Genomic DNA, 26,849 nt, shown 5'->3' with positions numbered 1-26,849 from the left:
ATTGTGGCATACTATAGACTACCCCTGAAGCCATTCAGCCAGTTGGTAAGAATTTTAGATTTTAGATTGATTAGATATACTGGTGTGATGTTTTGCGTGTTCCAAAATGATGATGAAAATATTAATCGAATGCAGATAAACGCGGATGAAGTATAGATAATTTTTATTAGTGATGATGAATAAATTAATAAAAAGTCCGCTTCGATATCCTGGGGGAAAATCTAGAGTAGTTAAATTTATCTTGCCCCATATTCCTTTAGATACACTTGAGTTTCGAGAACCATTTATTGGTGGTGGTTCGGTTTTTCTGGGTGCCAAAACTTTCTTGGCTGACAGTATTAGGAAATATTGGATTAATGATATTTATTTTGATTTATATGCTTTCTGGCAATATGCCAAAGATGATATTGAAAATTTAGTGTCAAAGATTAGACATTTAAAAGCAAGCTTTCCAGACGGGAGAGAATTATATAATTTTTTTAAAAATCCAGAAAATTTATATAGTGATTTTGATAGAGCAGTGCGTTTTTTTATTATGAATCGCATTACTTTTTCAGGGATTATGGACTCTGGTGGATATTCTCAAGAAGCTTATGAGAAAAGATTCACGTTATCGTCTATTTCTAGATTAGAAAATCTGAGTCAGCATTTATCAGATGTGGAAATTACTTGTGGTGATTATGAAAAACTTTTGAGGGCTGAGGGAGATAATGTCTTTATTTTTCTCGACCCTCCTTATTATCAACCCACAAAATCAAAACTCTATGGGGTAAAAGGCAATTTACATACTAGTTTTGATCATCACAGATTTGCAGAAAATTTAAAGCAATGTCACCACAAGTGGTTACTGACCTATGATGACTGTGCAGAAATTAGAGATTTATTTGACTTTGCTCAAATTAAGGAATTTGAGGTACAGTATGGCATGAATAATTATAAGCAAAAGAAGGCAGAAAAGGGAAAGGAGTTATTAATTAGTAATTATTTATACATATAACATATAGCAAATCTAATTTATATCTATTATGGAAAATAAAAACTTTGCTTTTCGTTGTTACTTCAAGTTAAAAAATAATTTAGGAAGATTTGATGCGATTGTAGAATGTAATGAATTAGCAATTAGAGAATTGACAGCAATAGGAAATCAAAGTCTTAGCCAAGAGGAATATATTAAGAATCTATCTGAAAAGCATGGTGTTAAAGTAGATATAATAGAACTAGATATATTTCGTGTTCGTATATCTCAATGGTACATTTTATCAGTCTATCAACAAGCAGAAGAGTTTATCAGGGAATTTATAAGTGAACATCCACGAAGCAGTGAATGGACTCAAAAGAGTGATAAGGAGAGTCAACTACAATATTTATTAACAAGACTGAATATTACACCATATGATTTAGATGAAACAGGAAAAGGAATACGATGTGAAATATTTGAATATTATCGTTTAATAAGAAATACATTTATGCACAGTTCTTCCAAAGAAGACAAGAAGGTTTTAAACCTTTTGAAAAAAATTAACGAAAATAAAGCAAGTGTGGTTGAGCAATATCGGGTTGAAGCTCCTAATGAATATAGTAAACTCGGTTTCGATGATTTTATTCTTTTTTCGCGCGTTACTAAAGATATTGCTCAAGAACTTTGCCGACTTGCTAAACCTAGTCCTTCAGAAATAGCTCAAATTTTAATCGCGAGGGACGAGGAAAAAGAAATCAACTTAAAAAGTTTTAAGAAATTTTCTAACAATGTAGAAAGACAAAGGAAATTTATGAAAAATCTCCTAAAAAGTCAATACAACTTGCAAGAAGAAGATGTTGATCCTATAATACAAGAGTTGAAAGGAAAAGGGCTGTTAGATTAGTGGTCAAATCACCCCCTCCAAAAGCATATCTTTTTTTCGATTGTTCTCGAAGGGGAAAGAGAGGTTCAATTCCTCTACAGTCCATCTTTAAAAACGGTTTTAGTTTAATGCTGACTATACTTTCAATTTTCCATATATATAACGGCTAAAACTGCCTTCATTGAGATTGTTCCATGTGTACATCCGGTCTCTAAATGCTTTCCACTGTTCATAAACTGCTTTAAAATCTGCGTCTTTAGCAGCAAAATCGTCATACAAAGCGAAAGATTCTTTTTCGGCTGCGGCTAAAATTTCGTCACTATAAGCACGAACTTGAGTACCTGTTTTTAACAATCTTTCTAATGCCTCATTATTGCGAGCATCATAACGAGCAAGCATGGTTGTATTTGACTCATATGCTGCTGTTTCTAAAGCTGCTTGATATGTCGGTGGCAGCTTTTTCCATTCGTCTAGATTAATTTGTACTTCTAAGGTTGGGCCGGGTTCCCACCAACCAGGATAATAGTAAAATTTAGCAACTTTATTTAAGCCTAATTTTTCATCATCGTAGGGGCCTACCCACTCAGCAGCATCAATGGCCCCTGTTTGTAAGGCTTGGAAGATTTCTCCTCCTGGGAGTGTTTGGACTGTCACCCCTAATTTGGCCATTACCTGTCCCCCCAAACCGGGAATACGCATTTTTAAACCCTTGAGGTCGTTGAGTGTTTTGATTTCATTGCGAAACCATCCCCCCATCTGTGCACCTGTATTCCCTGCTGGAAATTGAATGACATTGAATTTCTGGGCATAGATTTCTTGTAGTTTGGCTAAACCACCGCCTTGATATAACCAAGCGTTTTGTTGCTGGGCATTCAGTCCAAAAGGTACTGATGTACCAAAAGCTAGGGCAGGACTTTTACCGATGTAGTAATAAGAGGCTGTATGTCCAGCTTGAACTGCACCTTGAGAAACGACGTTGAGAACTTCTAAACCAGGGGCAATTTCTCCTGCTGCACGAGGTTCAATGATAAATTTACCGTTGGTGAGGGCTTTGACTCGTTCTGCTAAAACCTGTGCACCACCGAAAATAGTTTCTAGGGATAAGGGCCAACTGGTGGCCATTTGCCATCTAATGGTTGGTAGGTTGCTGGTGTCTGCTGAGGCTTTTGGGGCTTGATTTTGCGCCTTTTGACAACCTCCAACTATAGCCAACCCTGTAGCAGCGATCGCACTTTGAGATAATCTGTTAACAATAGCTCGACGTTTCATAACAATTTATAACTATATCAACATTAAAGATATGGGAATGAAATTACACCACTTCACTCACTTCATAACTGAATTTATGAAGATACACATAATAACACCCCTATAGTCCCACCTTGGCAAGGAGGGGACTGCGAAGTTGGGGGGTAAATATATGTAGCCACACAAATAAACGGTATTAGCCACAAGCTTCTGTAATTACATGAGGTTGACTCACTCACTATTAATCAACCATCAGGTTTATCCAGAATATCATACAATGATGCAACAACTTAGATAAAATAAAGTGATTTAATTTTTATAGTTCTTATCTATGCGTAGCTCAAAACAAACGACCATTATTAGTAAACTGCTACAGGTTTCCCAAATCATTGACAACTTTACCGATAAATTGGGATGGTTATCTAATTGGCTAGTTTTGCTGACCATTGGAGTGGGCTTCTTTAATGTGATAGCCCGTTATCTAGGGCGTTTTTTGGGGGTGCAATTATCGTCTAATGCCTGGTTAGAGTTGCAATGGTATTTATTTGCTGTCACTTTTTTATTAGGTTTTGCTTATATTTTGCGTCACGGAGAAAATGTCAGAGTTGATTTTCTCTACACCAATATGAGTGATAAACAACGAGCATTAATTGATTTTTTAGGAACAATTTTATTTTTAATTCCCTTTTGTTTAATTGGTATTTGGGTAACATTCAACCCAGTTTTGCAATCCTGGGGCAGATTAAGTGATGGTAGTTGGGGAAATTGGGAGGTTTCTGCTGATGCCAATGGCTTACCTCGCGCACCAATAAAAACTATGCTGCCTATAGGATTATTTTTTTTGCTGTTACAAAGTGTCTCTCAAGCAATTAAATATTTAGCAGTATTGTTAGGCTATCAGCAAGTAGTAGATAAAATTCGCTTAGAAACTTCAGAAAATATTAATATTGAATAGCAAATACATAGGATAAATTATGGGTTCTGAATGGTTAGCCATTTTCATGTTTGTTGGCTTTTTTCTAATTTTAATGAGTGGCTATCCTGTCGCCTTTTCTTTCGCAGGCACAGCCATCATTTTTGGATTAATTGGGATGACAGTAGGGGCTTTCAATCCTGCCCGTCTCTTACTATTAGCCAATAGTTGGTTCGGCACAATGTCGAATTTTACTTTACTTGCTATTCCCTTTTTTGTATTCCTAGGTGCTGTTTTAGAAAAATCAGGATTAGCAGAAGAGTTATTAGAAACTGTGGGCATGGTTTTCAGCCGTTTACGAGGAGGAATAGCATTAGCAGTTGTCATAGTGGGAACCGTTTTAGCTGCCACAACTGGTGTGGTAGCTGCTACTGTCATTGTCATGGGAATGTTATCATTACCTGTAATGTTACGCTATGGCTATGATAAAAAATTAGCGGCTGGAGTCATAGTTGCTTCCGGTACTTTAGCTCAATTAATTCCTCCCAGTTTAGTATTAGTAATTCTCAGTGATCAAATTGGTGTTTCTGTCGGTGACTTATTTTTAGGGGCATTAATTCCCGGTTTAATGTTATCGGGTTCTTATATTCTCTATATTTTGGGACTGGCTTTTTTTCAACCTGAAAAAGTTCCATCTATCCCTGCGGATGTGGAAATTCCTCAAGGGACTAAGCTGTTAAAAAAAGTTATTAAAGCTGTTGTTCCTCCAGTCATCTTAATTTTTGCCATATTAGGGAGTATTTTCTTTGGTATAGCTACACCTACAGAAGCAGGTGCAGTTGGTGCAGTAGGGGCTTGTATATTAGCAGCATTTAATAAACGCTTAACACCACAACTAATTCGTGATTCTGCTCACTCTACAGCCGTAATTACAGCTTTAGTGGTGATGATTTTATTCTGTTCTGCGATGTTTAGTTTAGTATTTGATGCCTTAGGTGGAAAAGGTCTGATTACTGATTTATTAACTAGTTTACCTGGAGGTTATTGGGGATTTGTGATTGTCAGTAATTTAGCAATTTTCGCTCTAGGGGTGTTTCTAGAATTTATGGAAATTTGCTTTATTGCTATGCCTTTATTTGTACCAGCAGCCCAAGCCTTGAATATTGATATGGTATGGTTTGGGGTGGTAATGGCTATTAATTTACAAACGGCTTTTATTTCTCCACCTGTAGGATTTTCTTTGTTCTATTTACAAAGTGTTGCCCCGAAAGAGGTGAGTACATTTGATATTCACAAGAGTGCTATCCCTTTTATGGTGTTACAGTTTATTGTGTTGTTAATTGTGATTAATTTTCCGCAAACTGTACGCTGGTTAATTGATATTTCTGCGACAACTGGCACTTGAACAAGAGGCATTTATAATTTTTGCATGAGAATTCTTACCAATACCCCAAGACTTGGCAGGAAACACAAAATATTGATGCCAGATGTCTATGGTACATCCAGACCAGAGAAGCTAAATCAACAATGTAGTTCACACTTTTGTCTCTACTGCTTGGGGTGAAGTTTGTAATGTTTGCGGTAAACTCCAGTCGGGGCGCAATTTAGCAGCTTGACGTAAATAAATGTGGTGGATGGGAGTGGAAGTTGGTAAATTAGCGTGGATCAAAAAGCGGATACAGCGTGGTAAGCTGCCTTCAACGTGCATTTGCTGAACATCCAACATGGCCACGCTATCCCAATGAGGACGGGTTCTAGCAATGGCTGCGGGGAAAATAGCGTCTAAGTCGCGTGTGACGGAAAATGTCACGCTAATCATATTTGATGGATGGAGTTGATTACGTTGTTCCAGTTCATCAAGTAATTCTGTCACCGCTTCACGAATTGCTTCTACACTATTTTCTGCAACGGTTGTTGCACCACGAATAGCCCGCATTTGCCATTCCACTCCTAAATCCTCCTTAGATTAAGTTGGTAGGTACGGGTTGGCCCCTCCCTACTATTGATAATGAGTTTATGGTCGATATAACCACAGGGGTAAACCGCTGGTAGACATTTCAAATTCTAGCCAGTCGATACCTGCACCTAGACCTGATTTTACTTGACGACTTCCTGGTAGAAGACGACTCAATAATGGTTTCCGTTCTTCTAGCGTATAACAAGGCGTTTTTTCTGGATCAAGACCGACTAATTCTGCTGTCCAACGACGAGCATCTTCTTCTGTGCCCAATCGGTCTACTACTCCCAATTCTACTGCTTGCTGTCCTGTGAAAATCCTACCGTCAGCAAAACTTTTGACGGTTTCTACCGCTAAAGAACGGCCTTCAGCTACTGTTTGCACAAATTGTTGATAGCTGGTGTCAATTAAATCTTGCAAGATTTCGGCTTCTGGCTGGGTTAGTTCGCGGTCAAAGGCCAAAATATCTTTGTATGGGCCAGATTTAATCACTTTAAAGGAGACACCAATTTTATCCAGGAGGCGTTCTAGATTATTACCCCGTAAAATTACACCAATGCTACCTGTAATTGTACCAGGATTGGCCATGATATGCTCGGCTCCCATGCCAATATACACGCCACCAGAAGCGGAAATGTTACCAAAACTAGCAACGATTTTGGTTTTTTCTCGCAACCGCTTGAGGGCGCTATAAATCTCTTGGGAATCGCCGACTGTACCACCAGGACTATCAATGCGTAGTAGTAACGCTGGAAATTTTTTCTCTTCTACTGTTTTGAGAGCTTCTAGTACGCGCTTGCGAGTTGCAGATGCGATCGCACCAGTAATTTCAATCCGAGCAATTTGTTTACGAAACTTGGACTTAAACGGCCAAACCATGAGTAGTCAAATAACTTCATTAATAAACTTAATCATAAAATGCCCATTGTCATGGTGAACAGGGTTTTGGGCTAATCAATATTGTAATAATAATTTGCTATGGCTTGAATATTGTGAATTGACCGTGGTTTAGCCTGGTTTTTGGTCATATATGCCTAATTTCGTTTTGCCCCAGATTTCAACTGCGGTGATGGTAAAATTTCTGCCCTAAACAATCCTTAATAATTTGGCCTGTGTTAAGTTTATGGTCATAGGCTAGTTAGAAATTTTGATAGTTAATCAGCCTGCACACCAAAAAGATTAATTATGCTTAAGAATCTAACCGCAAAATCTGACAACGGTAATAAACGTAAATATCGAATAATACACCCACAAAGCTCCAGGTCAAGCAAATAACCAATAGACCGTGAACAGAACTACCGCTACCAAATGTGGCGAGGAAATGCAAAATAGGACTAGCAATGTTCTCGGTGATGACTTGTAAGCCAGGAATGTAGCCCACCAGGGTTAAACACAGCAAGAAACCACCGACCAGGAAAATAGGAGCAATAAAACTGAACAGGGCAGTCAATAGTAGGGAGCGAATAAAATTAGTAAACATAGTCATTATCTGACAAGCTCCAAGGTAAAGGAGGAATTGGTAAGAAAATATCTGTTACTTTCTACAATACGTGCGATCGCCCCTCAACTTTCATTCTGTCAAAAATCTTAAGTTTTCATTAAAAGATACGGGTAATGCTTATCCTCTATGCTTTAACTTCACCACATTCCTGGCAGGACTCAAAGCATTGCAGAATAAGGATTTTTTATTCAGTGTATCATTTGAGGGTAGTAACAATGCAGTTAGAAGCTGCTTAACTTTATGAGAGTTTCTTTAAACTAAGTTAATGTTTGACCCAATCATAAGGAGATAAGGAGAGATTATATCTATAACAGCTGTAAAATGCCCAATGGCTAATCACCAATGACCAATGACTAAAGAATTAAAAATATGGAGTCAGCGACTGCTGGCGGCTGTTTTCTTAGGTGGACAGATATTAATTCATCTGATTCAAGGTAAGATACACCGTCGCAATACCTTAGAGCAACTAGCCGCAGTGGGGCCAGATTCCCTCTTTATCGCCTTGTTAACGGCTATTTTCGTGGGTGCGGTGTTTACAATTCAGGTAGCACGGGAGTTTATTAACTTTGGTGCAGGTAATCTTGTGGGGGGAGTGTTAGCGGTAGCTTTAACCAGAGAACTTTCCCCTGTACTGACAGCAGTAATTTTAGCTGGTAGAGTCGGTTCAGCCTTCGCGGCAGAAATTGGGACAATGCGCGTCACAGAACAAATAGATGCGTTGTTAATGCTAAAGACTGACCCCATTGATTATCTAGTCATCCCTCGGCTTCTAGCTTGTCTAATTATGTTACCTATCTTAACCCTGCTGTCTTTGATTACAGGGATGTTAGGAGGGTTAATCATTGCTACTAATATTTACAATCTTTCCAATACAGTGTTTTTAAACTCAGCCCGAAACTTTCTTCACTTGTGGGATATTTGCAGTTGTTTAATTAAAGCCGGGTGTTTTGGCGTTTTAATAGCTGTGATTGGTTGTAGTTGGGGTTTGACAACCACAGGAGGCGCTAAAGGTGTGGGACAATCAACTACTACGGCAGTTGTCACAGCTTTGTTAGTCATATTTATCAGTAACTTCTTCTTGTCTTGGTTGATGTTTCAGGGAACAGGTAGCGCATTCATGCAAGGATTCTAAACACTTCACCTTTTAGAATAAAAATGATTGTTGATGTATCAAGGGAGGAGTTGCAATCATGAACAGTTCAGTTGTACCTAATTCCACAACTACAGTGGAACTCAAGCCAAGTTACAATATTCCTGTGTTCTTAGTAGTAGCAGCTATTCCCTTACTACTGGTACAACCTTGGTTAGGAGGATTGTTGGGAATACTGGGATTATTTTTAATGTTGCAAGCAGTTAGCCTGCGATTTTTGTTTACCGATACAGCTTTTGATTTGTACCGAGGAGACAAGCTAATTCGGCGGTTTCCCTACCAAGAGTGGCAAAACTGGCGTATATTTTGGGATAAAGTGCCAATCCTGTTTTACTTTAAGGAAATTAACAGCATTCACTTTTTACCAATTTTATTTGACCCTAAAACCTTAAAATCTTGTTTAGAACAGCGTTGTCCACGAATTTAAGAATAGGTTATAGGTGATAGGCAGTTCTATTTCCACCATTTATTTGTGTCATTAGGAATTTAGTATTATTTTATGAATCCAGAGGAACCTCAAACTCCAGCATCATTTGATGAGTGGTTAGAGCAAACCGAAGAACAAGAACCGACAGCAGAACCAGCAGAAAAGCCTGCTTCTGAGTTAATGCTGGAAACAGAAGCACCAATTTTGGCAGATGAACCCCAAGTAGAAGTAGCTACAGTTGTACAAACTAGTGTTGAAGCAGAAATTTCCGCAGAAGATGTTGTGGCAGAATTAGCAGTAGAAACTGTGGTGGTGGAGTCAAATATCCTCTTACAGTCAGAAGCAGAATCGAGATTGACGGAACTACAACAAACTGAAGCCCAACTGAAGGCAGAAATTGACCAGCTTCAAGCCACATATCAAACTCTTCAGTCCCAGGTAAGTGAAACTCAAACTGCACTTAGTAAAATTGTGCAGGAGTCTTTGGAACAACTAGAACAACGTAAACAAGCACTGCAAATTTCCGTTGAACAGCTAGAACGTCGTCAAGAACGAATTCGCAATGAAATGCGGACTACTTTCGCTGGCACATCTCAAGATTTGGCAATTCGGGTACAGGGTTTTAAAGACTATCTCACAGGTAGTTTACAAGATTTAGCCTCTGCGGCAGAGCAATTACAGCTGGTACCACCAGTGGTGAAGGAAAGGGAAAAACCAGTAGCTAAGGAAGCTAAACCCGCCGAACCACAACAAAGTACACCTCAATTTGCTCAACAGCAATTTCAAGACACTAATAAACAAGTCCGCCGTTTAATTGACCAGTTTCGCAACCAGCCTGATTATTATGGCCCAGCTTGGCAATTACGCCGTACCTTTGAACCAATTCACGCTGAACGAGTATCAAATTGGTTTTTTAATTTGGGAGGACGGGGTGCTTTACGGACAATGGGTAGCCGCTTACAAAATATTTTGGTGGCTTCCGCGGCAATTTCGATTTTACACAAACTATATGGCGATCGCGTCCGTACCCTCATCTTAGCCAACACACCAGAGCGTTTAGGGGAATGGCGACGCGGTTTACAAGATTGTTTAGGCATAGGCCGCCCAGAATTTGGCCCTGACCGTGGGGTAACATTATTTGAAGCACCTACGGCTTTAGCACAGAAGGCTGACAGATTGGTCAAAGCTAATCAATTACCTCTCATTATCATTGATGATTCTGAGGAACAAATTAGCTTAGGATTATTACAATTCCCCCTGTGGCTAGCTTTTGCTCCTGACCCGAAAGTTATGCGAGATAGAGACTTTGATGATGATTTTTAATTAGCTTCAGGAGTTACAGGAGTTTAGAAGTATAGCTGATTGATGGTAAAGACAAAATACTTTAATGGCGGCTTTTAGCCTCAGTGCAAATTCGCTCAGAGATTAATTACTCAACGGTGCTAACTTCTAACTCCTTCTACTTAATTTTTTAACTGTTAATTTTTACTTTTTAATGATTAACTATGGCTATTTGGTTAAGTTTGTGTGGGGTAGTTGTTATATTATCTTACCTGTTGGGTTCCTTTCCGACAGGATATATTGCTGGTAAGGTGTTAAAGGGAATTGATATTCGGGAAGTCGGGTCTGGTTCAACGGGAGCAACTAATGTTCTGAGAACCTTGGGTAAAGTACCGGGGGGATTTGTCTTATTAGTTGATTGCTTAAAGGGCGTTTTCGCAATTATTCTAGTTTACGTCTTATTCAAATTTGCACCCAATCAAGGCTTACTACCACCAACAGTAGACGTGATAATTTGGCAACCTTGGTTAGTCACTTTATCCGGCTTATCTGCAATTTTAGGACATAGTAAATCGATTTTTTTGGGTTTTACTGGTGGTAAATCGGTAGCTACTAGTTTGGGAATTTTGTTAGCCATGAATTGGCAGGTCGGTTTAGCAACTTTAGGTGTATTTGCAGTTGTAGTCGCCATTTCCAAAATAGTCTCTTTGAGTTCAATTTCTGGTGCTGTGTTTGTTACCATTTTCATGGTAATTTTTCAACAGCCTTTACCCTATATTCTCTTTAGTTTGGCTGGTGGTTTGTATGTAATTATCCGCCATCGCGGTAATATTGAACGACTGTTAGCAGGTACAGAACCGAAAATTGGACAAAAGTTAGAGACTGAACCGGAACAAGTGGCTTAAAATGGCGATTACCATTAATTTCCCATCAAAAATATTGCCATTATATTTTGTTATTTCCCGGTGGATCGAACTTATAGCCATATCCCCGCACAGTCTTAATTAATTTCGGTAAACTGGGGTCGATTTCCATTTTTTTACGTAGTTGTCCTATATGTACATCTACAACTCTGCCATCTCCTACATATTCACAACCCCAAATTTTTTGAATAAGTTGGGTACGACTCCAAGCTTGACCAGGATGGCTAGCTAAAAAATGTAAAATATTAAATTCTAATGCTGTTAGGGCTATAGGTATATCATTAACCGTTACTTCCCTACCTTCTGGATTAATTGCTAATTGTTTAAATACCAATCGATGAGATTGATGAGGGTGTAAATAGCGGATACGTCTTAGTAAAGCTTCTACTCTGACTTCCACTTCGGCAAGACTAAAAGGCTTGGTCATGAAGTCATCTGCACCTGCTGCTAGAATTTTAATTTTATCTGCTTCATCATTGCGGCTAGTGAGAATCATCACTAACACATTAGTTCGGCTTTGCATGTCTTGACAAATTTGATAACCACTGGCATCAGGTAAATTCCAATCTAAAATGACTAAGGCAGGATTTAATTCAGCAAATAAGTTGATGGCTGTTTTTCCATCTAGTGCTGATTCCACTTGATATTTTCGACCTAAAAACCGACAAATCAGATTACAAATACTGTAATCATCATCGACAACCAAAATTTTATGATTATTATTCATTACATCCATAGCTTCATGTATTTTTTAAACTTTACAAACAGTATCTAAATGAATAGATGTATCTATCACTCAAGAAATATTTAAAGACGAAAATATGATTATTCTGTGAATAAAATCTATAAAATTAATCAGTTTGTAGATAGATTTTTTTAGAGTGTAATTTGGCTAGGTTATGTGCTGTGCTAGCTTTAAGTTTGCTGCTGTATATCCAAAGCATGAATATGACGGGATTCATTCCCCAGAAAGATAAATTACACAATATATTCAATTAGATTACTGTTACCGTAATTACCTCAAAAAAATTATGGATAACAATCTAGTAGGTGGGATAATTCCACCACAACCACCTGTCACCGCAGAGTCTGATGTCCATGTAGTTAAATCTCGTCTGGAATGGGGAGAACCAGCCTTTACAATCCTCGATGTGCGCGATCGCTCTATTTATAATGAGGGACATATACTAGGTGCTATGTCCATGCCGATAGAGGAATTGGTAGAACGGGCCGTACCCACCTTAGAAAAAAGCCGCGATATTTACGTTTACGGTACTAATGACCAAGAAAGTGCCTCATCGGCGCAAATTTTGCGTTCCGCAGGGTTTTATCATGTTTCTCAACTTAAGGGCGGTTTAGCTGCGTGGAAGGCTATTGGCGGACCCACAGAGGGAATCATTGAATCCAGAACTCCTCCCGGTGCCGATGATTACAATGTGGTTGATAGGTTAAAAACCCACGTAGAAACCCAGCAAAAAGACGTATGACCAGAAATTGCCAAGTCTACAAAGACTTGCGCTTTTCTGCTTCTTTTTGAGCAGTTTCGCTATATTCCTTGTATAATTTAGTTCTAATTAGAGCTTCTTGATAACGGCTATGGCTGGGTGGAACTTTACCCATTAAATCAGAAGCTCTTTGCCACCTTGCAGCTATTTCTAGCCACTGTGCAGGGTTGATGGCAGTCTTACCGGCATCAGAAGCCTGATTAGCTAGTCTCACAGCAGCGGCAAAATAATCATCAGTTGCTGCTTCTCCTGACTTCACAGCATTGGTCTTGACTGAATTGTTGGCAACTTGTGTAGTTGTTTGCTCACTCTCTTCCTCGGTGGAGGAAATATTCACAGGGATAAAACTTTTCAAAGTATTACCAAACAATGAATCAACTACCCAGGCAAATAAAATCAGTGATAACAAGCCCGCACAAACTAATAACCACTGTTGAACTGGATTTTTGTAATAATCTTTGTTATTTAGTAAAAATTTGGTCTTTGGTAAAATCGGTTTAGCTGATTCAATAGAAGCTTCAGTAAAATATTGAGTAACTTGGTATATAATATTACCTTTACTTAGAATTATTTCCTGTGACCACAGTAATTGATTTTCGCGATCGCGATTAATTTCATCAAGCCATAGTAACTGCTGTTCTCTGACAATTCTACTGTTAATATTCACCCGCCGAATATTTCTCGGTGCAATAGAGTTGAGAATCTGCTGAATTTGTTCTACTAATGTAGACTGTTCAAGTTGTTCCGCCGTAGCAGCTTCACACAAAAGTTGTAGTATACCATCAGCGAAAATGGCTCTTGTTCTTACCCCAGAATCAGCCAGCTTTTCGTTCAATAACTGAATAATAGCAGCTACACTGCCTTGATGAGCTTGCCAAGCAATATCGTTAATCCGATCTACCATTTGCCATTGAGAGATAGTTGTTCTACCCCGAATTTGTAACCTGCTCACTAAAAATAAGACTAATTGGGAGAAAAATCAGTCTTGTCTCAAATTGTATAAGTAAACAGATGAGGTTGCCATATAATATCACCTATTTCCGCCAGGAGGCTCCCACTATACCCTTCGAGGAATTGCGAGGTGAGAGCAAAATATCCTTGGACTACATCCCAACAGCAGGTTTGACCAGGAAAGGTGAGTAGGGGCCCGTTTATTTGGATCACCATACAAGAACGAGAATATTGGTGAACCCGCCCCAACTTTTTACTAAATTTTCTGGCAATGAGCTATGTAACTATTTTTTGCAAATACTTGACAAAATCATATACACCTTAAATCAATCAAGACTTTTTTTGATCCAGAAAATAATCATGTAAATTTTGCATTATTGCCATAGAGAAAGACTAAAATCAAAACGGACAGATTAGCACTGTAACAAAGGAGGCTTACAAAGCTATGTCCGATTTAAATCGAGGAATTATGAAATTTGAAGGTGCAGACTCCCCAAAAGTCGTCACTGTATCCACTGTGTTGCTTTTGGGATCAATCGCTGCACTGATCCTGTGGGCGCTACAAGCTGCCTATGCACTTAACTAACTAAAACTTTTTATCCCCCAGGGCACTAGCAAGATATAAATATTTATATATTTATATATTTAAATGTCTATATATTTATTTACTTGTTCAGTGTCCTGTACTCACCAATTATTTCTCCTCAGGGAAGACCAAAAAGTCACACATCCATCTTGGTCATAAAAGCGTGACAGAAAACCTATTTAACACAATTAAATAAGAAATAAATTTGATTGACAGCAGATTGCAAATCAATGAGGTGCAAACTGAAAACTAAAACTGAAACAGTAACTGTGTTTCACCTGCTGCCTCCTGCCTTCTGCTGCATTAGCATCAAGCGTTAATAAAAATCCTTATTCTTGCCTGCTTTTATATAATTTCCGACTTCAGGCAGTCATACATTCTCCAGATTATCCTGGAAGATGGTAGTTGCTTGTACAACTTTACTCCTGTTTAGTGGCAAGATGCTTGTAAAAACAAAGTGTGTGTAGTTTCAAAATGGATTTTGAGGCAGGAAAGCACAGTGAATAGCTTTCCTGTGGTTGTGTTACTTTTCATCTGGAGAGATTGAGGCTACAATCTGTGCGTTTATTTCTAGTCCTAGCTGGGGTGTAAATCGCCCTTGGTGTTGGGAATAGTCAGGCAGTATATAAATCTAACATCTGAAATCAATAAATAATGTTTGAGCTTTGGGGTCTATTAGTTATTTTAATTTTTTGCCCACTCTTAGGGGCAATACCAGTAATTGGCTGGATTACTTACGCCCTTAAGGGTAAAAGATTGGCACAAGTTGGTACAGGCAATATCAGTGTTGCTGCCGCTTTTTATCACGGAGGCAAAGTTGTAGGGATTCTGGCAGTAGTGTCAGAAGCACTGAAAGGGATAGCGGCTGTTTCCTTAGCCCGGATTTTCTTTCCTACTAGTTCCTTTTGGGAGTTAGTAGCCCTAATTGCTTTGGTAGTGGGTAGATATGCTGCGGGTAGAGGTGCAGGTACAACAAATGTGGTGTGGGGCTTTGTGTTACATGACCCCTTAGTGACAGGATTTGTTTCCTTGGTGGCTGGCATTAGTTTTTTGATTTTTCGGTCAAAAGACACAATCAAATATGGGGTTTTGGTGATGTTTCCCCTATTTGTTGCCATTCTTCATGCTGAAGATGTACCGAGAATTTTGGCAGCTTTTTTCTTAGCTGGGTTAATTTTTTGGATTTACAAACAAATTCCTGATGACCTGGAACTACCTGTACAGGAAGCGGAAGGAGAATCCCAGCAGGTGATGCAGTATCTCCGCAATGAATCGACGATTATCAGCTTGGATGAAGAATTAGACGCTGAATTTGCAGGTGGAAAAGCGGCAACATTATCACAAATCAAGCGTTGGGGTTATCCAGTTCCTAAGGGTTGGATTCTCCCTGCATACTATGATCCAGTACAGTTGATTGATTTACTTCAACCATCGGAATTATCTCCTTTAGTAGTCCGTTCTTCAGCCATTGGGGAAGACTCAGAACAAGCTTCAGCGGCAGGACTTTATAAAACAGTTTTAAATGTCACCAGTAAAGAAAAGTTAGAGGAAGCGATCGCTAAAGTCCAAGCCTCCTATAATCATCCTGCGGCGGTGAAATATCGCAGCGATCGCAAAGCTAAGGATGGGGCCATGGCGGTCTTGATTCAACAGCAAGTCCAGAGTGTCTATTCTGGCGTTGCTTTCAGCCGCGACCCTATTTCCCAGCAAGGTGATGCAGTAGTAATTGAAGCGGTGTCTGGCAACCCCACACAAGTGGTTTCTGGCAAAGTCACACCAGAACAATATCGGGTCATGGTGGTGGGTGATGATAAATTGTCCTGTGTGCAGTTTGAAGGCACGGGCAAAGTGCCCCAAGCCTTAATCAAGCAGGTGGCATATTTAGCCCGTCGCTTGGAAATGCGGTACCATGGTGTACCCCAGGATATTGAATGGAGTTACGACGGACAAACTCTCTGGGTCTTACAAACCAGAACGATTACGACTCTTTTACCCATCTGGACTAGGAAAATTGCGGCTGAGGTGATTCCTGGTGTAATTCACCCCTTAACTTGGTCAATTAATCGACCTTTGACTTGTGGTGTGTGGGGAGAAATTTTTACTTTGGTTTTGGGCGATCGCGCTACCAATTTAGATTTTACTGCTACGGCTACCTTACACTACTCTAGAGCTTACTTTAATGCTTCCTTCATTGGGGAAATTTTCACCAGAATGGGTTTACCTCCAGAAAGTCTGGACTTTTTAACCAGAGGTGCCCACATGAGTAAGCCTCCTCTCGATTCTACCTGGGCTAATTTACCGGGACTAGCCAAGCTACTAGGGCGAGAAATGGGTTTAGAGAAGGAATTTAAGCGAGATTATCGCCAAAAATTTATTCCTGGATTGACGAAGCTATCCAATATCGTGCTGGATGAATTAGGCCCATCAGAACTATTAAGCAGAGTAGATTTAATTCTCGAATTGCTGCATTTGAGTACCCACTACAGCATTTTAGCCCCTATCAGTGCGGCTTTGCGCCAGTCTATTTTAGGGATTAAGGATGAGCAAATTGATCACAGTGTGACTCCAGAGGTGGCATCTTTGCGATCGCTACGCATTCTGGCCGCTGATGCTAAACAAATTTTACAGGAATGTCCAGCCGAAGAAGTTTTTGCCCAGTTAGCGAAACTCCCAGATGGGAAAAAGGTGTTGGCAGAATTTGATGAATTACTGGAAGATTACGGTTATTTAAGCGATGTAGCTACGGATATTGCTGTTCCTACCTGGAAAGAACAACCGGATCTGGTCAAACAATTATTTGCCCAACTCGTTCAAGATAAGGAATTAGCAAGTATAGAAGATGGGCAAAACCGTCAGCAGGGTTTTGTCCAAAGACGTGTAGATTTGAAAGGTAGAGTCACAGAAGTATATTCTCGACTGCTAGCGGAACTACGTTGGACATTTGTCAGTCTAGAAAAGATATGGCTCAAGCAGGGGCTATTACAGCAACCAGAAGATATCTTCTTTTTAGAACTATCAGAAATTCGGCGGTTGGTTGATAATTCAGACTCACGACTCCAAAATCAAATCGGCCAATTAATTCAAAACAGGCGATCGCAATATCTCCAAGATAGCCAAATTCAGCAAGTACCACCCCTCGTCTACGGCTTCAATCCACCCCATCCCATCACACCGGTGATTGACCTGAAAGATAATTGCCTCCAAGGCATTCCCGCTAGTCATGGTCAAGTGCAAGGGCGAGTCAAGGTGTTAAAGAATTTACAAGGCTTTGGCACCATCAACAAAGATACAATCCTGGTTGTTCCTTACACAGATTCAGGCTGGGCACCCCTTCTCGTCAGGGCTGGAGGCTTAATTGCTGAAGCTGGTGGTAAACTTTCCCATGGAGCGATCGTTGCCCGTGAATACGGAATTCCCGCAGTCATGGATGTACGCGGGGCAACTTCTCTCCTCAAAGACGGTCAGCAAGTCAGGATTGATGGATCTAGGGGAATTGTCGAATTACAACAGGTTGTGGTTGAAGAAGGAGTTTCCTAGACATAAAGTGTTCTACCTGATGGGGTTGGTATCATACCAGCCCAAATTCCTGAGAAACTCCCAAGTTCTTGGATATTGCCTCTTCATTCCTCATTCATGTCTCACCCGTCCTGCCAAGGAAGCGATTACAGATATCAATTGAGGAGCTTCGATGGGTTTAGTCAGATGCATTTGAAATCCAGCGGCCACAGCCTCTGCTTCTTCTGTATCCCCAGCATAGGCAGTTAGTGCCGCAGCGGGAATTTGTCCTCCTGCTTCAGGACTGAGCGATCGCACTTGCCGAATCAATGCGTAACCATCCTCCAACGGTAGACCGATATCAGATAAGAGTACATCAAAACTACCAGGGTTAGCTGTGAGTATTGATAGTGCTTCCCTTGCAGATCCAGCCTCTGTTACTTCTACTGCACACTCTTCCAGCACAATGTGGAATAAGGTGCGGATATCTGGTTCATCATCGACAATCAGCACCCGCAGACCTGCCAAGGATGGGCAAGAGGTTGGGGAAGGTGGGGGAGTCAGGGAAGTGGAGGTGGCAGTAGGTTCTATAGTAGGTTCTATAGCAGGTTCTATTCCTACTTCACTTACTTGGAGGTTAGTTTGCAGAGGTAGTTTGACAGTAAAAGTTGTACCTTGCCCCACACCTGGACTTTCTACCGTCACTGTGCCTCCGTGGAGTTCTACCAAATGACGCACAATCGACAAGCCCAGTCCCAATCCCGGATTTGATTTGCTTCTGCTGCCATCAGTTTGACGGAACCGTTCAAACACAAAGGGGAGAAAGTCTGCACCGATGCCTATTCCAGTGTCCTTTACTTGAATCTCTGCTTGGAAATCAGTGTAGTCTAAGGTAACATCAATTCTGCCCCCCCGTGGCGTAAATTTAATCGAGTTAGAAAGTAAATTCCACATTACCTGCTGGATGCGAATTGGATCTCCGACTAAAGTTCTGGGTGAAGAATCTAATCTTGATTCAATGTGAATATTTTTCGCTGCTGCGGCCAGATGCACAATTTCCATGGCGGCCTCAATCACAGGCACAAGTTCAATGGTTTGGGCATCCAAATGAAACCTACCGGTGCTAATGCGCGAAATATCCAACAAATCCCCAATCAGTAGGTTTTGAGCCTTAGCACCACGCTCAATTGCTGCCAATGCCTGATGAGTTGTAGCTTCATCTAGTTGTTTATTCAGTAGCAACTGAGTCCACCCCATTAGAGAATTCAGCGGATTTCGCAACTCATGGGAGAGAATCGATAAAAATTCATCCTTAGCGCGGTTGGCTGTTTCTGCCGCAGCACGGGCTGACTGCTCTTGACCGAGAAGATGAGTACGTTCTGCTTCTAACTGCTTCTGCTGAGTGATATCCTCAATTGCCAAAAGAATCAGTGAGCGATCGCTTATTTGTGGCATTTTCCGCGCATTGAGGCGCATGATTTTGTGACCGATTTGCTCAAATGTATGCTCCACTTCCAAATCTTGAAACTGGGATTGGCGGGGAAGAATGTCTTCTAAGAGCGATCGCAACTGGGGAATATTCCACTGCCCATTCCCAATTTCATAAATCAGGCAATTTTCTGTTTCTTCTCGCACCACCATAAAGGTGTCATAGAAAAATTGATTAGCTGTCACCACCCGTAAATTGAGATCCAGCACCACTAAAGATTGCCGTACAGTACCCACAATCGCTTCTGCATAATCACGGGATTCTCTGAGTTCCTCGGCACTTTGCTTCAGGGCATGAATGTCCACTAAAACTACCACAGCACCATCAATTTTGTGATCTATGGTCCGATAGGGGCGGATTCGCAGATCATACCAGTGGCCATCTTGGTCTTGAACTTCCTGAGTTTTCAAATTTAGGGTGCTAATCACCTCTAAGATTTGTGCTTCTAAATCAGGGATATTTAATTTATGCTTAATATCACTTAACGACCGCCCCACATCCGTGGGAATCAGATTGAAAATGTCCCCAGATGCTGGAGTAAAGCGGCGAATCTGTAACTCACCTCCTACCATCAGAATCGGAATATTGATACTACTGAGGAGATTTTGCAAGTCATTGCTCACCTGAGTTGATTCCAGATTCCGTCTTTGTAATTCGTCGTTAATCGTGCTTAATTCTTCATTCGTAGCCTGAATTTCTTCCTTTGCAGTTTCTAGTTCCTCATTCGTACTTTGTAATTCTTCGTTACTAGAGAGAATTTCTTCGTTGGCTGCTCTCAAGTCTTGATTAGTAGATTGCTGCTCCTCAATAATAGATTGCAGATAGTCCCTAGTGCTGGCTAAATCCTGTTGAAGTAAGGATATTTCTTTCTGATAACTAGCTTTTTGTCTCTGCTCAAACTCATTTAAATTCACACCTTCACTTTCCAACTCTGCACCGTCTCTAATGACCTCTGGTACAGGAGTGACTAACTCCAAACTTTCCTCAAACAGAACTAAAAAGTAGTATTCCTCTGCCCCTTGGGGTTTAAATGGAATTACATCAAAACTAACCAGCCTCACCTGATTATCCCGTCTAACTTCTATACCTTCCCTTTTGACTACTGACTCTTGCCTTTTAGCTTGATGAATAGCAGTGCGTAACTCCAGACGCAATTCTTCCTTAGCCATTTTCAGCAAATTAAAACTGGGTCTGCCCGGTGCAGGTTCTAGATAGGAACTGGTCTGTCCGCGAAACTGCAAAATCTCTAGGTCGCTATTAACAATCACACCCACAGGGGCGTATTGGTTGATTACAATCTGGTCAGCCTGTTTCTGTATTTCTAAACCATCCCTACTAACCTCACTAACTGGCAGTTGCCGTTTTATCGTTTCCAAAGGATAGTTGCTGGTTACTAGCTCAATGACCAGCCTTCCAGGTGCCATTTTCCGGGAATAAATCTTGTATTTTTTATCTAGCAGTGTAAATAAGTCAGAAAACTCGCCTACTGTTTCAGAAGTACCTAACATCAAAAAGCCAATGGGCTTGAGTCCATAATGGAAGATAGGCATTACTTTCTTCTGTACCGCAGAACTTAAATAAATAAGTACATTGCGACAAGTAATTAGATCCAGTCGAGAAAAAGGCGGATCACTAATGAGGTTTTGTCTGGCAAAAACACACAGTTCCCGCACTGGCTTGCTAATTTGGTAACCACCCTCTACCTGCACAAAGAAACGCCCTAAACGTTCAGGAGAGATATCTGCAACTTGGCTGGGCTTATAGATACCGCTTCTGGCTTTCTCAATCGCCACCTCATTGATATCCGTGGCAAAAATCTGGATGGGGATATTGATCCCCTGCTTGCTCAAAAATTCCAGTAAGCAGATGGCAATTGAGTAAGCTTCCTCACCTGTTGAACATCCTGCTACCCAAATGCGGAAGGGTGAATCCGGCCTGCGTCCCTCAGCCAGAACCGGAAATACTTTGGTTTTCAAAGCTTCAAATGCTTCCCAGTCTCGGAAAAAACTGGTGACAGTAATCAGCACATCCTGATATAGCGCCGTCACTTCCGCTGGGTTATTCTGGAGATACTGAGCGTAATCCTCTAGCTTATCTAACCGATACAAAACCATTCGTCGCAGAATCCGCCGCTTCAGAGTAGTCTGCTTGTAATGGCTAAAGTCAACACCTGTAGCCGCCCGCAGCAGATGAAAAATTGTTGATAGCGCATCTGTGCTTTGTGGCATCACTTCCGCTGCTTTGATCAGTATGGGGTGGTTGACGTAGGGATGACGGCTGATGTTTGCTAGTTCTTGGGCAATTTGTTGGGGGGTGAGGATAAAGTCTACATAACCAGAGGCTACAGCAGTATTCGGCATACTACTAACTTTTGCTGATTCCTCACATTGGGCAAAGGTAATACCTCCTGCGGCCTTGATGGTTTCTAAACCTCTAGCACCATCTCCATCACCACCCGATAGGACAACACCAATAGCTTTACTTCCCATCGCTTCCGCCAAGGAAAAAAAGAAACTATCAACAGTCATTGATATCCCGTAAGTCTTCTCACGCGGCTTAAGTTTCAGTTTCCCTGCTGCTATGGTCATTGTGGCATTGGGCGGAATCACATACACATGATTCGGTTGCACTTGCATCCCATCTTCGGCTTCAGTTACCGGCATCTGGGTTGTCCGGGAAAGTATTTCTGTCAACATACTTTTTTGCCGGGGATTCATATGTTGTACTAACACAAATCCCATACCAGTATCAGTTGGCAAATGGCTCAATAGCTGTGTGAAAGCCTCCAATCCACCAGCAGAAGCGCCTATGCCGACAATTGGAAATAATTCCTTCTCTTTATTCTGCTGCGCTGGGGTGGCTACTTTGGACAAAGAGTCATTGTCTGGAGATTCCCCATCAGACGGACTAGAGTTCATGACATGCACCTGAGTTTAAATGTCAAGGTGTTACGTTTGACAATATACAAATCTTGACTTGATGCCTATAGTCTAATGAAAATCAAGGGCTAATTTAGGCCAATAAATCTTTCTTCACCTTTGATAACAAAACCCCTATGTCTTTAGGCATAGAACACTGTCCCAATTAATGCCAGATGGTGGTAACTCTACTACCCACATCTGGAACAAAAAATATTGATAGGTTTTTGCAAACCCTTTAATCAATAGTCTGAGTCTGAATTCAAGTTGATCCCTAGCTGTTTTCCAAGGTAAAGGTAGATATTTATCAATTTAAACGATAGTTACTATGATTTTTATCTATATTTATTGCCTTGATTAAGTCTATTACATTGGATTTTATCTATATATTGCATTTGATCAATACTAAATTCACCTAAAAAACCTATCAACCATTATCTCGAATAATGTTGATGATAGAGTTAAGTCAATCCATCAATAAAGTGGGCTAATTTTTCCGGTCTTATATAAGTTTTTACTTATATGTCTAATCCAATATTTATTTAATATTTACTGATTGAGAATGAACCAATTTCTCTCGAAAGACTGTAAACTTATTTCAACTACTTAAGTGGTGCTGCTTCATCACACTGAGTTAGTCAAATCATCTATAGCAGGCAAAAGGAAAACAACAAACAGTCTGATAAGTCTGTAGCTAGGTTTTATCGTGCCTACACCGCTATGATGCAAACAGGTGATTTCCTAAATTACCTAAAATTAATGTCAATTTTGTTCCCATAGAGAAATCAGCCATTTTCTTTCAGAAAATGCGATTTTGCTGCTCTAAATATAGTTAATGAAATGGCAAGCATTATCTAATTAATCTTGCTCTCTTTTTCATGCCTAAAAAATAAAATTGCCAACTTAAGGAGATTTTATGACTGAATTTTTTAACCAAATTTCTCGCCGTAAATTCATTCTAACAGCTGGAGTTTCTGCTAGTGCCGTATTACTAAAAGGGTGTTTAGGTAATCCACCAGAAGCAGGTGGTGGCAGTTCTACACAGCCAGCTGCCCAACCAGTCGCTAATCTGAGTGCCGATCAACAACCAGAAATTACCAAAGCTAAATTGGGATATATTCCCATTGTTGAATCTGCACCTTTAATTATTGCGAAAGAAAAAGGTTTCTTTGCCAAATATGGCATGACCGATGTTGATCTCTCTAAACAAGCTTCTTGGGGTTCTGCACGGGATAACGTCGAAATTGGTTCTGCTGGTGGTGGTATTGATGGTGGACAATGGCAAATGCCCATGCCACACCTGATTACAGAAGGTAAGATTACCAAAGGGAATAAACCAATTCCCATGTATGTGTTGGCTCAACTAATTACCCATGGTAATGGTATAGCGATCGCTAATAAACACCAAGGTAAAGGTATAAGTTTACAACTGGCTGGTGCTAAATCTCTATTCAGTCAACTCAAATCTTCCACACCATTTACCGCAGCCTTCACCTTCCCCCACGTTAACCAAGATTTGTGGATTCGTTACTGGTTAGCAGCAGGTGGCATCGACCCTGACGCAGATGTCAAACTATTAACCGTACCTGCGGCCCAAACCGTCGCCAACATGAAAACAGGTACAATGGATGCTTTCAGTACCGGCGACCCCTGGCCTTATCGCTTGGTAACAGACAAAATTGGCTTCATGGCGGCATTAACCGCAGAGATTTGGAAAAATCATCCAGAAGAATATTTTGCTATGCGTGGTGACTGGGTTGATCAACATCCCAAAGCCACCAAAGCCCTACTTAAAGGCATCATGGAAGCCCAGCAATGGTTAGATAACTTTGAAAACCGCAAGGAAGCGGCACAAATTCTCGCAGGTAGAAATTATTTTGGTTTATCTTCACCAGAAATTTTAGCCGACCCCTTCCAAGGCAAGTATGACATGGGTGATGGACGGAAAATAGATGATAAATCCATGGCTGCTTACTATTGGAAAGACAGCAAAGGTAGTGTTTCCTACCCATATCAAAGCCATGATTTGTGGTTCATCACAGAAAACGTGCGTTGGGGATTCTTGCCACAAGATTACATTGCCAATGGTGCAGCTAAAGCGAAGGAATTAATCAAGAAAGTCAACCGGGAAGATATTTGGAGAGAAGCAGCTAAGGAATTAGGAGTTCCTGCGGCTGATATTCCTACTAACACTTCTCGTGGTGTGGAAGAATTTTTTGATGGCATCAAGTTTGACCCAGAGAAACCAGAAGAATATCTCAAGAGTTTGAAAATCAAAAAAGTCAGCGTTTAAGAAACACAATTTGCCGTTGAATTTCTAACCCAATTATTCACAAATAATCATCAGAGGAGTGAAAAAACATGACAATAGCGCAGAAAAGACCTAGTTTTGACAATAGTTTCCTGAACAATCTACAAAAACAATTTCCTAATCTAGTTCCCCCAGCAATTGCCATACTTATATTTTTAGCTGTCTGGCAATTGTTTGCCTGGACTCCTGGCGCTACTTTACCGGGACCAATACAAGTAGTTCAAGATACTTGGATTCTAATCCTTTATCCTTTCTATGACAAAGGTGGTACAGACAAAGGGCTATTCTGGCAAATTTTTGCTAGTCTCCAACGTGTTGCTATTAGTTACACTCTGGCGGCAATTGTTGGGATTGCATTAGGCATTTTGATTGGGATTAACCAAACTATGTCTAAGGCTTTAGACCCAATTTTCCAATTGCTGAGAACAGTTCCACCTTTGGCTTGGGTGCCCATTTCCTTGGCAGCCTTACGCCAAAACGAACCAGCAGCTTTATTCGTAATTTTCATCACTGCCATTTGGCCAATTTTAATTAACACTGCGGTAGGTGTTACCCAAATTCCCCAGGACTACAACAACGTTGCTAAAGTTCTGCAACTCAATCGCAAAGAATACTTTATTAACATTCTTATTCCTGCTGCCTTACCCTACATTTTCACCGGTTTAAGAATTGCCATTGGTTTGGCTTGGTTGGCGATTATTGCGGCAGAAATTGTGATGTCCGGTATCGTTGGCATTGGCTTCTTCATCTGGAATGCTTACCAAAATAATAGCGTCAGTGAAGTTATTTTGGCTCTAGTGTATATCGGTGTTGTGGGTCTGCTGTTAGATAAATTAATGGCTTGGATTCAAACTTTGATTTTACCTGCTGAACAAAGATAAGTGAAACAGCGGTTAATTGGTGGCATGGAGATGGATAATTGCCAACTCATAACCACCAATTACCAATTACCAATTACCAATTACTAATTACTAAATACCATTTACCAATCACTAAAAATTATGTCTGTATTTGTTGCTGTTGATCAAATTGATAAAGTTTTTGAATTAACCGGTGGTGGTCAATATATTGCTCTTAAAGGTATTGATCTACAAATTAAAAAAGGTGAATTTGTTTCCTTAATCGGTCACTCTGGTTGTGGTAAATCGACACTGTTAAATATGATTGCTGGGTTAGATTTACCGACAGATGGTTTGGTGACTTTGGAAGGACAAAGAATTACCAGACCAGGGCCAGATAGAATGGTGGTTTTCCAAAACTATTCTCTTTTACCTTGGCGGACTGTCAGAGAAAATATTGCCTTGGCTGTAGACTCTGTTTTAAACGGTATGCCGGCGGGAGAGAGGAAGGCTATTGTTGAAAAACATATAGATATGGTGGGCTTACGTCCCCATGCTGACAAACAACCAGGGATGTTATCTGGTGGTCAAAAACAACGGGTAGCGATCGCTCGTGCCTTAGCCATTCGTCCTAAACTATTACTATTAGATGAACCCTTCGGTGCTTTGGATGCTTTAACTCGTGGTAATTTGCAAGAACAATTAATGCAAATCTGCGAAGAAAATCAAGTCACCGCAGTCATGGTAACTCATGATGTGGATGAAGCGGTGCTGTTGTCTGACAGAATTGTCATGTTGACCAATGGCCCAGAATCCAAAATTGGTGATATTCTCGAAGTTGATATTCCCCGACCCCGGAAGCGGATGGAAGTTGTAGAACACCCCAGCTACTACAGCTTGCGGAGTGAAATGATTTACTTCCTCAACCAGCAAAAACGCATCAAGAAAATCCGGGCCCGGAAAACCGCAGCTATTTCCCGTCATGGTTTAGAAAAAGTCAACCTAGAAATAGGTTTTCTCCCCCTCACCGCTTGCGCCCCTCTAGCTATCGCCAAAGAAAAAGGCTTTTTCACCAAGCATGGTTTAGATGAGGTGAATCTCGTCCGGGAAAGCAGCTGGCGCGGTATTGTTGATGGTATGAGTGGCGGTTATTTAGATGCAGCCCAAATGCCTTCTGGTATGCCCATGTGGTTATCTCTGGGTGGGAATAAAAACCAACCCCTACCAGTGGTGACATCCTTAACTATGACCAGAAATGGTAACGCCATCACCTTAGCCAAACGCTTCTACGACGAAGGTGTTCGTACCTTATCTGATTTCAAACAATACCTGCTACGCACCCGTGACCAACGTCACACTATGGGGGTAGTTCACCCTGCATCCATGCACAACTTATTACTACGTTATTAGACATCTCCGAAAAAGAATAAAATTATGATATAACCAGATAAAATCGCATATGTAACCTGGTATTATGAGCAACATAGTCGAGTATATTCATAACAATCCTGAAG

Annotated in this window: 20 protein-coding genes, 1 tRNA gene and 1 pseudogene; 15 read left to right on the top strand and 7 right to left on the bottom strand. The window is 40.6% G+C overall.

Annotation, left to right across the window (positions count from 1 at the left end; all coding sequences use genetic code 11):
* Nucleotides 1-172 precede the first annotated feature (172 nt).
* The 3 genes from H6G73_RS05005 to H6G73_RS04995 all read left to right on the top strand — a co-directional run bounded on the left by H6G73_RS05005 (nucleotide 173) and on the right by H6G73_RS04995 (nucleotide 1,946).
* The gene (locus H6G73_RS05005; RefSeq protein ID WP_313947065.1) at nucleotides 173-997 is read left to right on the top strand and encodes a DNA adenine methylase; all 825 of its coding nucleotides are present in this window, start codon (nucleotides 173-175) and stop codon (nucleotides 995-997) included.
* A 28-nt stretch (nucleotides 998-1,025) separates the two neighbouring features.
* Nucleotides 1,026-1,862, top strand: coding sequence for a hypothetical protein (locus tag H6G73_RS05000; RefSeq protein WP_190601857.1), 837 nt, complete (start codon nucleotides 1,026-1,028; stop codon nucleotides 1,860-1,862).
* Nucleotides 1,848-1,946: transfer RNA gene (locus H6G73_RS04995), tRNA-OTHER, on the top strand. The genes H6G73_RS05000 and H6G73_RS04995 overlap by 15 nt, the downstream gene beginning before the upstream one ends.
* A 30-nt stretch (nucleotides 1,947-1,976) precedes the next feature.
* Here the strand turns inward: H6G73_RS04995 and H6G73_RS04990 are convergent.
* Nucleotides 1,977-3,110 carry a TRAP transporter substrate-binding protein gene (locus H6G73_RS04990; protein ID WP_190601855.1) on the bottom strand — a complete coding sequence of 378 codons (1,134 nt, stop codon included), beginning with the start codon at nucleotides 3,108-3,110 and terminating at the stop codon, nucleotides 1,977-1,979.
* Between the two features lie 310 nt (nucleotides 3,111-3,420).
* On the opposite strand from H6G73_RS04990, the gene H6G73_RS04985 reads away from it, so the two are divergent.
* Both H6G73_RS04985 and H6G73_RS04980 read left to right on the top strand, forming a co-directional pair.
* On the top strand, nucleotides 3,421-4,044 hold the full coding sequence (locus H6G73_RS04985) for a TRAP transporter small permease subunit (protein ID WP_190601854.1): 624 nt from the start codon (nucleotides 3,421-3,423) through the stop codon (nucleotides 4,042-4,044).
* Between the two features lie 19 nt (nucleotides 4,045-4,063).
* The gene (locus H6G73_RS04980) at nucleotides 4,064-5,407 is read left to right on the top strand and encodes a TRAP transporter large permease (protein ID WP_190601853.1); all 1,344 of its coding nucleotides are present in this window, start codon (nucleotides 4,064-4,066) and stop codon (nucleotides 5,405-5,407) included.
* A 129-nt stretch (nucleotides 5,408-5,536) separates the two neighbouring features.
* On the opposite strand, the gene aroH is transcribed toward H6G73_RS04980, so the two are convergent.
* The 3 genes from aroH to H6G73_RS04965 all read right to left on the bottom strand — a co-directional run bounded on the left by aroH (nucleotide 5,537) and on the right by H6G73_RS04965 (nucleotide 7,445).
* Entirely contained in the window at nucleotides 5,537-5,950 is a 414-nt protein-coding gene (gene aroH / locus H6G73_RS04975) for a chorismate mutase (RefSeq protein WP_190601852.1), read from the bottom strand.
* Nucleotides 5,951-6,016: 66 nt separating this feature from the next.
* Nucleotides 6,017-6,838 carry a signal peptide peptidase SppA gene (gene sppA, locus H6G73_RS04970; RefSeq protein ID WP_190601851.1) on the bottom strand — a complete coding sequence of 274 codons (822 nt, stop codon included), beginning with the start codon at nucleotides 6,836-6,838 and terminating at the stop codon, nucleotides 6,017-6,019.
* Between the two features lie 310 nt (nucleotides 6,839-7,148).
* The gene (locus H6G73_RS04965; protein WP_190601850.1) at nucleotides 7,149-7,445 is read right to left on the bottom strand and encodes a hypothetical protein; all 297 of its coding nucleotides are present in this window, start codon (nucleotides 7,443-7,445) and stop codon (nucleotides 7,149-7,151) included.
* 364 nt (nucleotides 7,446-7,809) lie between these two features.
* Between H6G73_RS04965 and H6G73_RS04960 the strand changes: the two genes are divergently transcribed.
* The 4 genes from H6G73_RS04960 (at nucleotide 7,810) to plsY (ending at nucleotide 11,223) form a co-directional block, all read left to right on the top strand.
* Nucleotides 7,810-8,592, top strand: coding sequence for an MlaE family lipid ABC transporter permease subunit (locus tag H6G73_RS04960; protein ID WP_190601849.1), 783 nt, complete (start codon nucleotides 7,810-7,812; stop codon nucleotides 8,590-8,592).
* A gap of 58 nt (nucleotides 8,593-8,650) precedes the next feature.
* Nucleotides 8,651-9,037 (top strand): DUF3119 family protein, encoded by a 387-nt coding sequence (locus H6G73_RS04955; RefSeq protein WP_190601848.1) that lies wholly within the window; start codon nucleotides 8,651-8,653, stop codon nucleotides 9,035-9,037.
* Between the two features lie 72 nt (nucleotides 9,038-9,109).
* Nucleotides 9,110-10,360, top strand: coding sequence for a DUF3086 domain-containing protein (locus H6G73_RS04950; RefSeq protein ID WP_190601847.1), 1,251 nt, complete (start codon nucleotides 9,110-9,112; stop codon nucleotides 10,358-10,360).
* 182 nt (nucleotides 10,361-10,542) lie between these two features.
* On the top strand, nucleotides 10,543-11,223 hold the full coding sequence (gene plsY / locus H6G73_RS04945; protein ID WP_190601846.1) for a glycerol-3-phosphate 1-O-acyltransferase PlsY: 681 nt from the start codon (nucleotides 10,543-10,545) through the stop codon (nucleotides 11,221-11,223).
* Between the two features lie 40 nt (nucleotides 11,224-11,263).
* Here plsY and H6G73_RS04940 read toward each other — a convergent pair whose 3' ends face one another.
* Nucleotides 11,264-11,968, bottom strand: coding sequence for a response regulator transcription factor (locus tag H6G73_RS04940; protein WP_390839193.1), 705 nt, complete (start codon nucleotides 11,966-11,968; stop codon nucleotides 11,264-11,266).
* A 304-nt stretch (nucleotides 11,969-12,272) separates the two neighbouring features.
* Between H6G73_RS04940 and H6G73_RS04935 the strand changes: the two genes are divergently transcribed.
* Nucleotides 12,273-12,728 carry a rhodanese-like domain-containing protein gene (locus H6G73_RS04935; protein ID WP_190601844.1) on the top strand — a complete coding sequence of 152 codons (456 nt, stop codon included), beginning with the start codon at nucleotides 12,273-12,275 and terminating at the stop codon, nucleotides 12,726-12,728.
* 16 nt (nucleotides 12,729-12,744) lie between these two features.
* On the opposite strand, the gene H6G73_RS04930 is transcribed toward H6G73_RS04935, so the two are convergent.
* On the bottom strand, nucleotides 12,745-13,650 hold the full coding sequence (locus tag H6G73_RS04930) for a hypothetical protein (RefSeq protein ID WP_190602173.1): 906 nt from the start codon (nucleotides 13,648-13,650) through the stop codon (nucleotides 12,745-12,747).
* 492 nt (nucleotides 13,651-14,142) lie between these two features.
* Here H6G73_RS04930 and H6G73_RS04925 point away from each other — a divergent pair, with 492 nt between their 5' ends.
* Complete coding sequence (locus H6G73_RS04925; protein ID WP_190601843.1) at nucleotides 14,143-14,283, top strand: hypothetical protein; 141 nt, start codon at nucleotides 14,143-14,145, stop codon at nucleotides 14,281-14,283.
* A 654-nt stretch (nucleotides 14,284-14,937) separates the two neighbouring features.
* On the top strand, nucleotides 14,938-17,820 hold the full coding sequence (locus tag H6G73_RS04920) for a glycerol-3-phosphate acyltransferase (RefSeq protein ID WP_190601842.1): 2,883 nt from the start codon (nucleotides 14,938-14,940) through the stop codon (nucleotides 17,818-17,820).
* A gap of 90 nt (nucleotides 17,821-17,910) precedes the next feature.
* Here the strand turns inward: H6G73_RS04920 and H6G73_RS04915 are convergent, their stop codons facing one another.
* Entirely contained in the window at nucleotides 17,911-22,185 is a 4,275-nt protein-coding gene (locus tag H6G73_RS04915; protein ID WP_190601841.1) for a chemotaxis protein CheB, read from the bottom strand.
* Nucleotides 22,186-23,101: 916 nt separating this feature from the next.
* Here H6G73_RS04915 and H6G73_RS04910 point away from each other — a divergent pair.
* From H6G73_RS04910 to H6G73_RS04900, 3 genes and pseudogenes are all read left to right on the top strand, one after another.
* The gene (locus H6G73_RS04910) at nucleotides 23,102-24,478 is read left to right on the top strand and encodes a CmpA/NrtA family ABC transporter substrate-binding protein (protein WP_190601840.1); all 1,377 of its coding nucleotides are present in this window, start codon (nucleotides 23,102-23,104) and stop codon (nucleotides 24,476-24,478) included.
* Nucleotides 24,479-24,546: 68 nt separating this feature from the next.
* Nucleotides 24,547-25,377 carry a nitrate ABC transporter permease gene (ntrB, locus tag H6G73_RS04905; protein WP_190601839.1) on the top strand — a complete coding sequence of 277 codons (831 nt, stop codon included), beginning with the start codon at nucleotides 24,547-24,549 and terminating at the stop codon, nucleotides 25,375-25,377.
* 120 nt (nucleotides 25,378-25,497) lie between these two features.
* Nucleotides 25,498-26,742 (top strand): annotated as a pseudogene (locus H6G73_RS04900) (nitrate ABC transporter ATP-binding protein); the annotation flags it as partial.
* Between the last annotated feature and the right edge of the window lie 107 nt (nucleotides 26,743-26,849).

The sequence above is a fragment of the Richelia sinica FACHB-800 genome, assembly GCF_014698825.1.
GTDB lineage: Bacteria > Cyanobacteriota > Cyanobacteriia > Cyanobacteriales > Nostocaceae > FACHB-800.
This window is presented reverse-complemented; position numbering and strand designations above follow the sequence as displayed.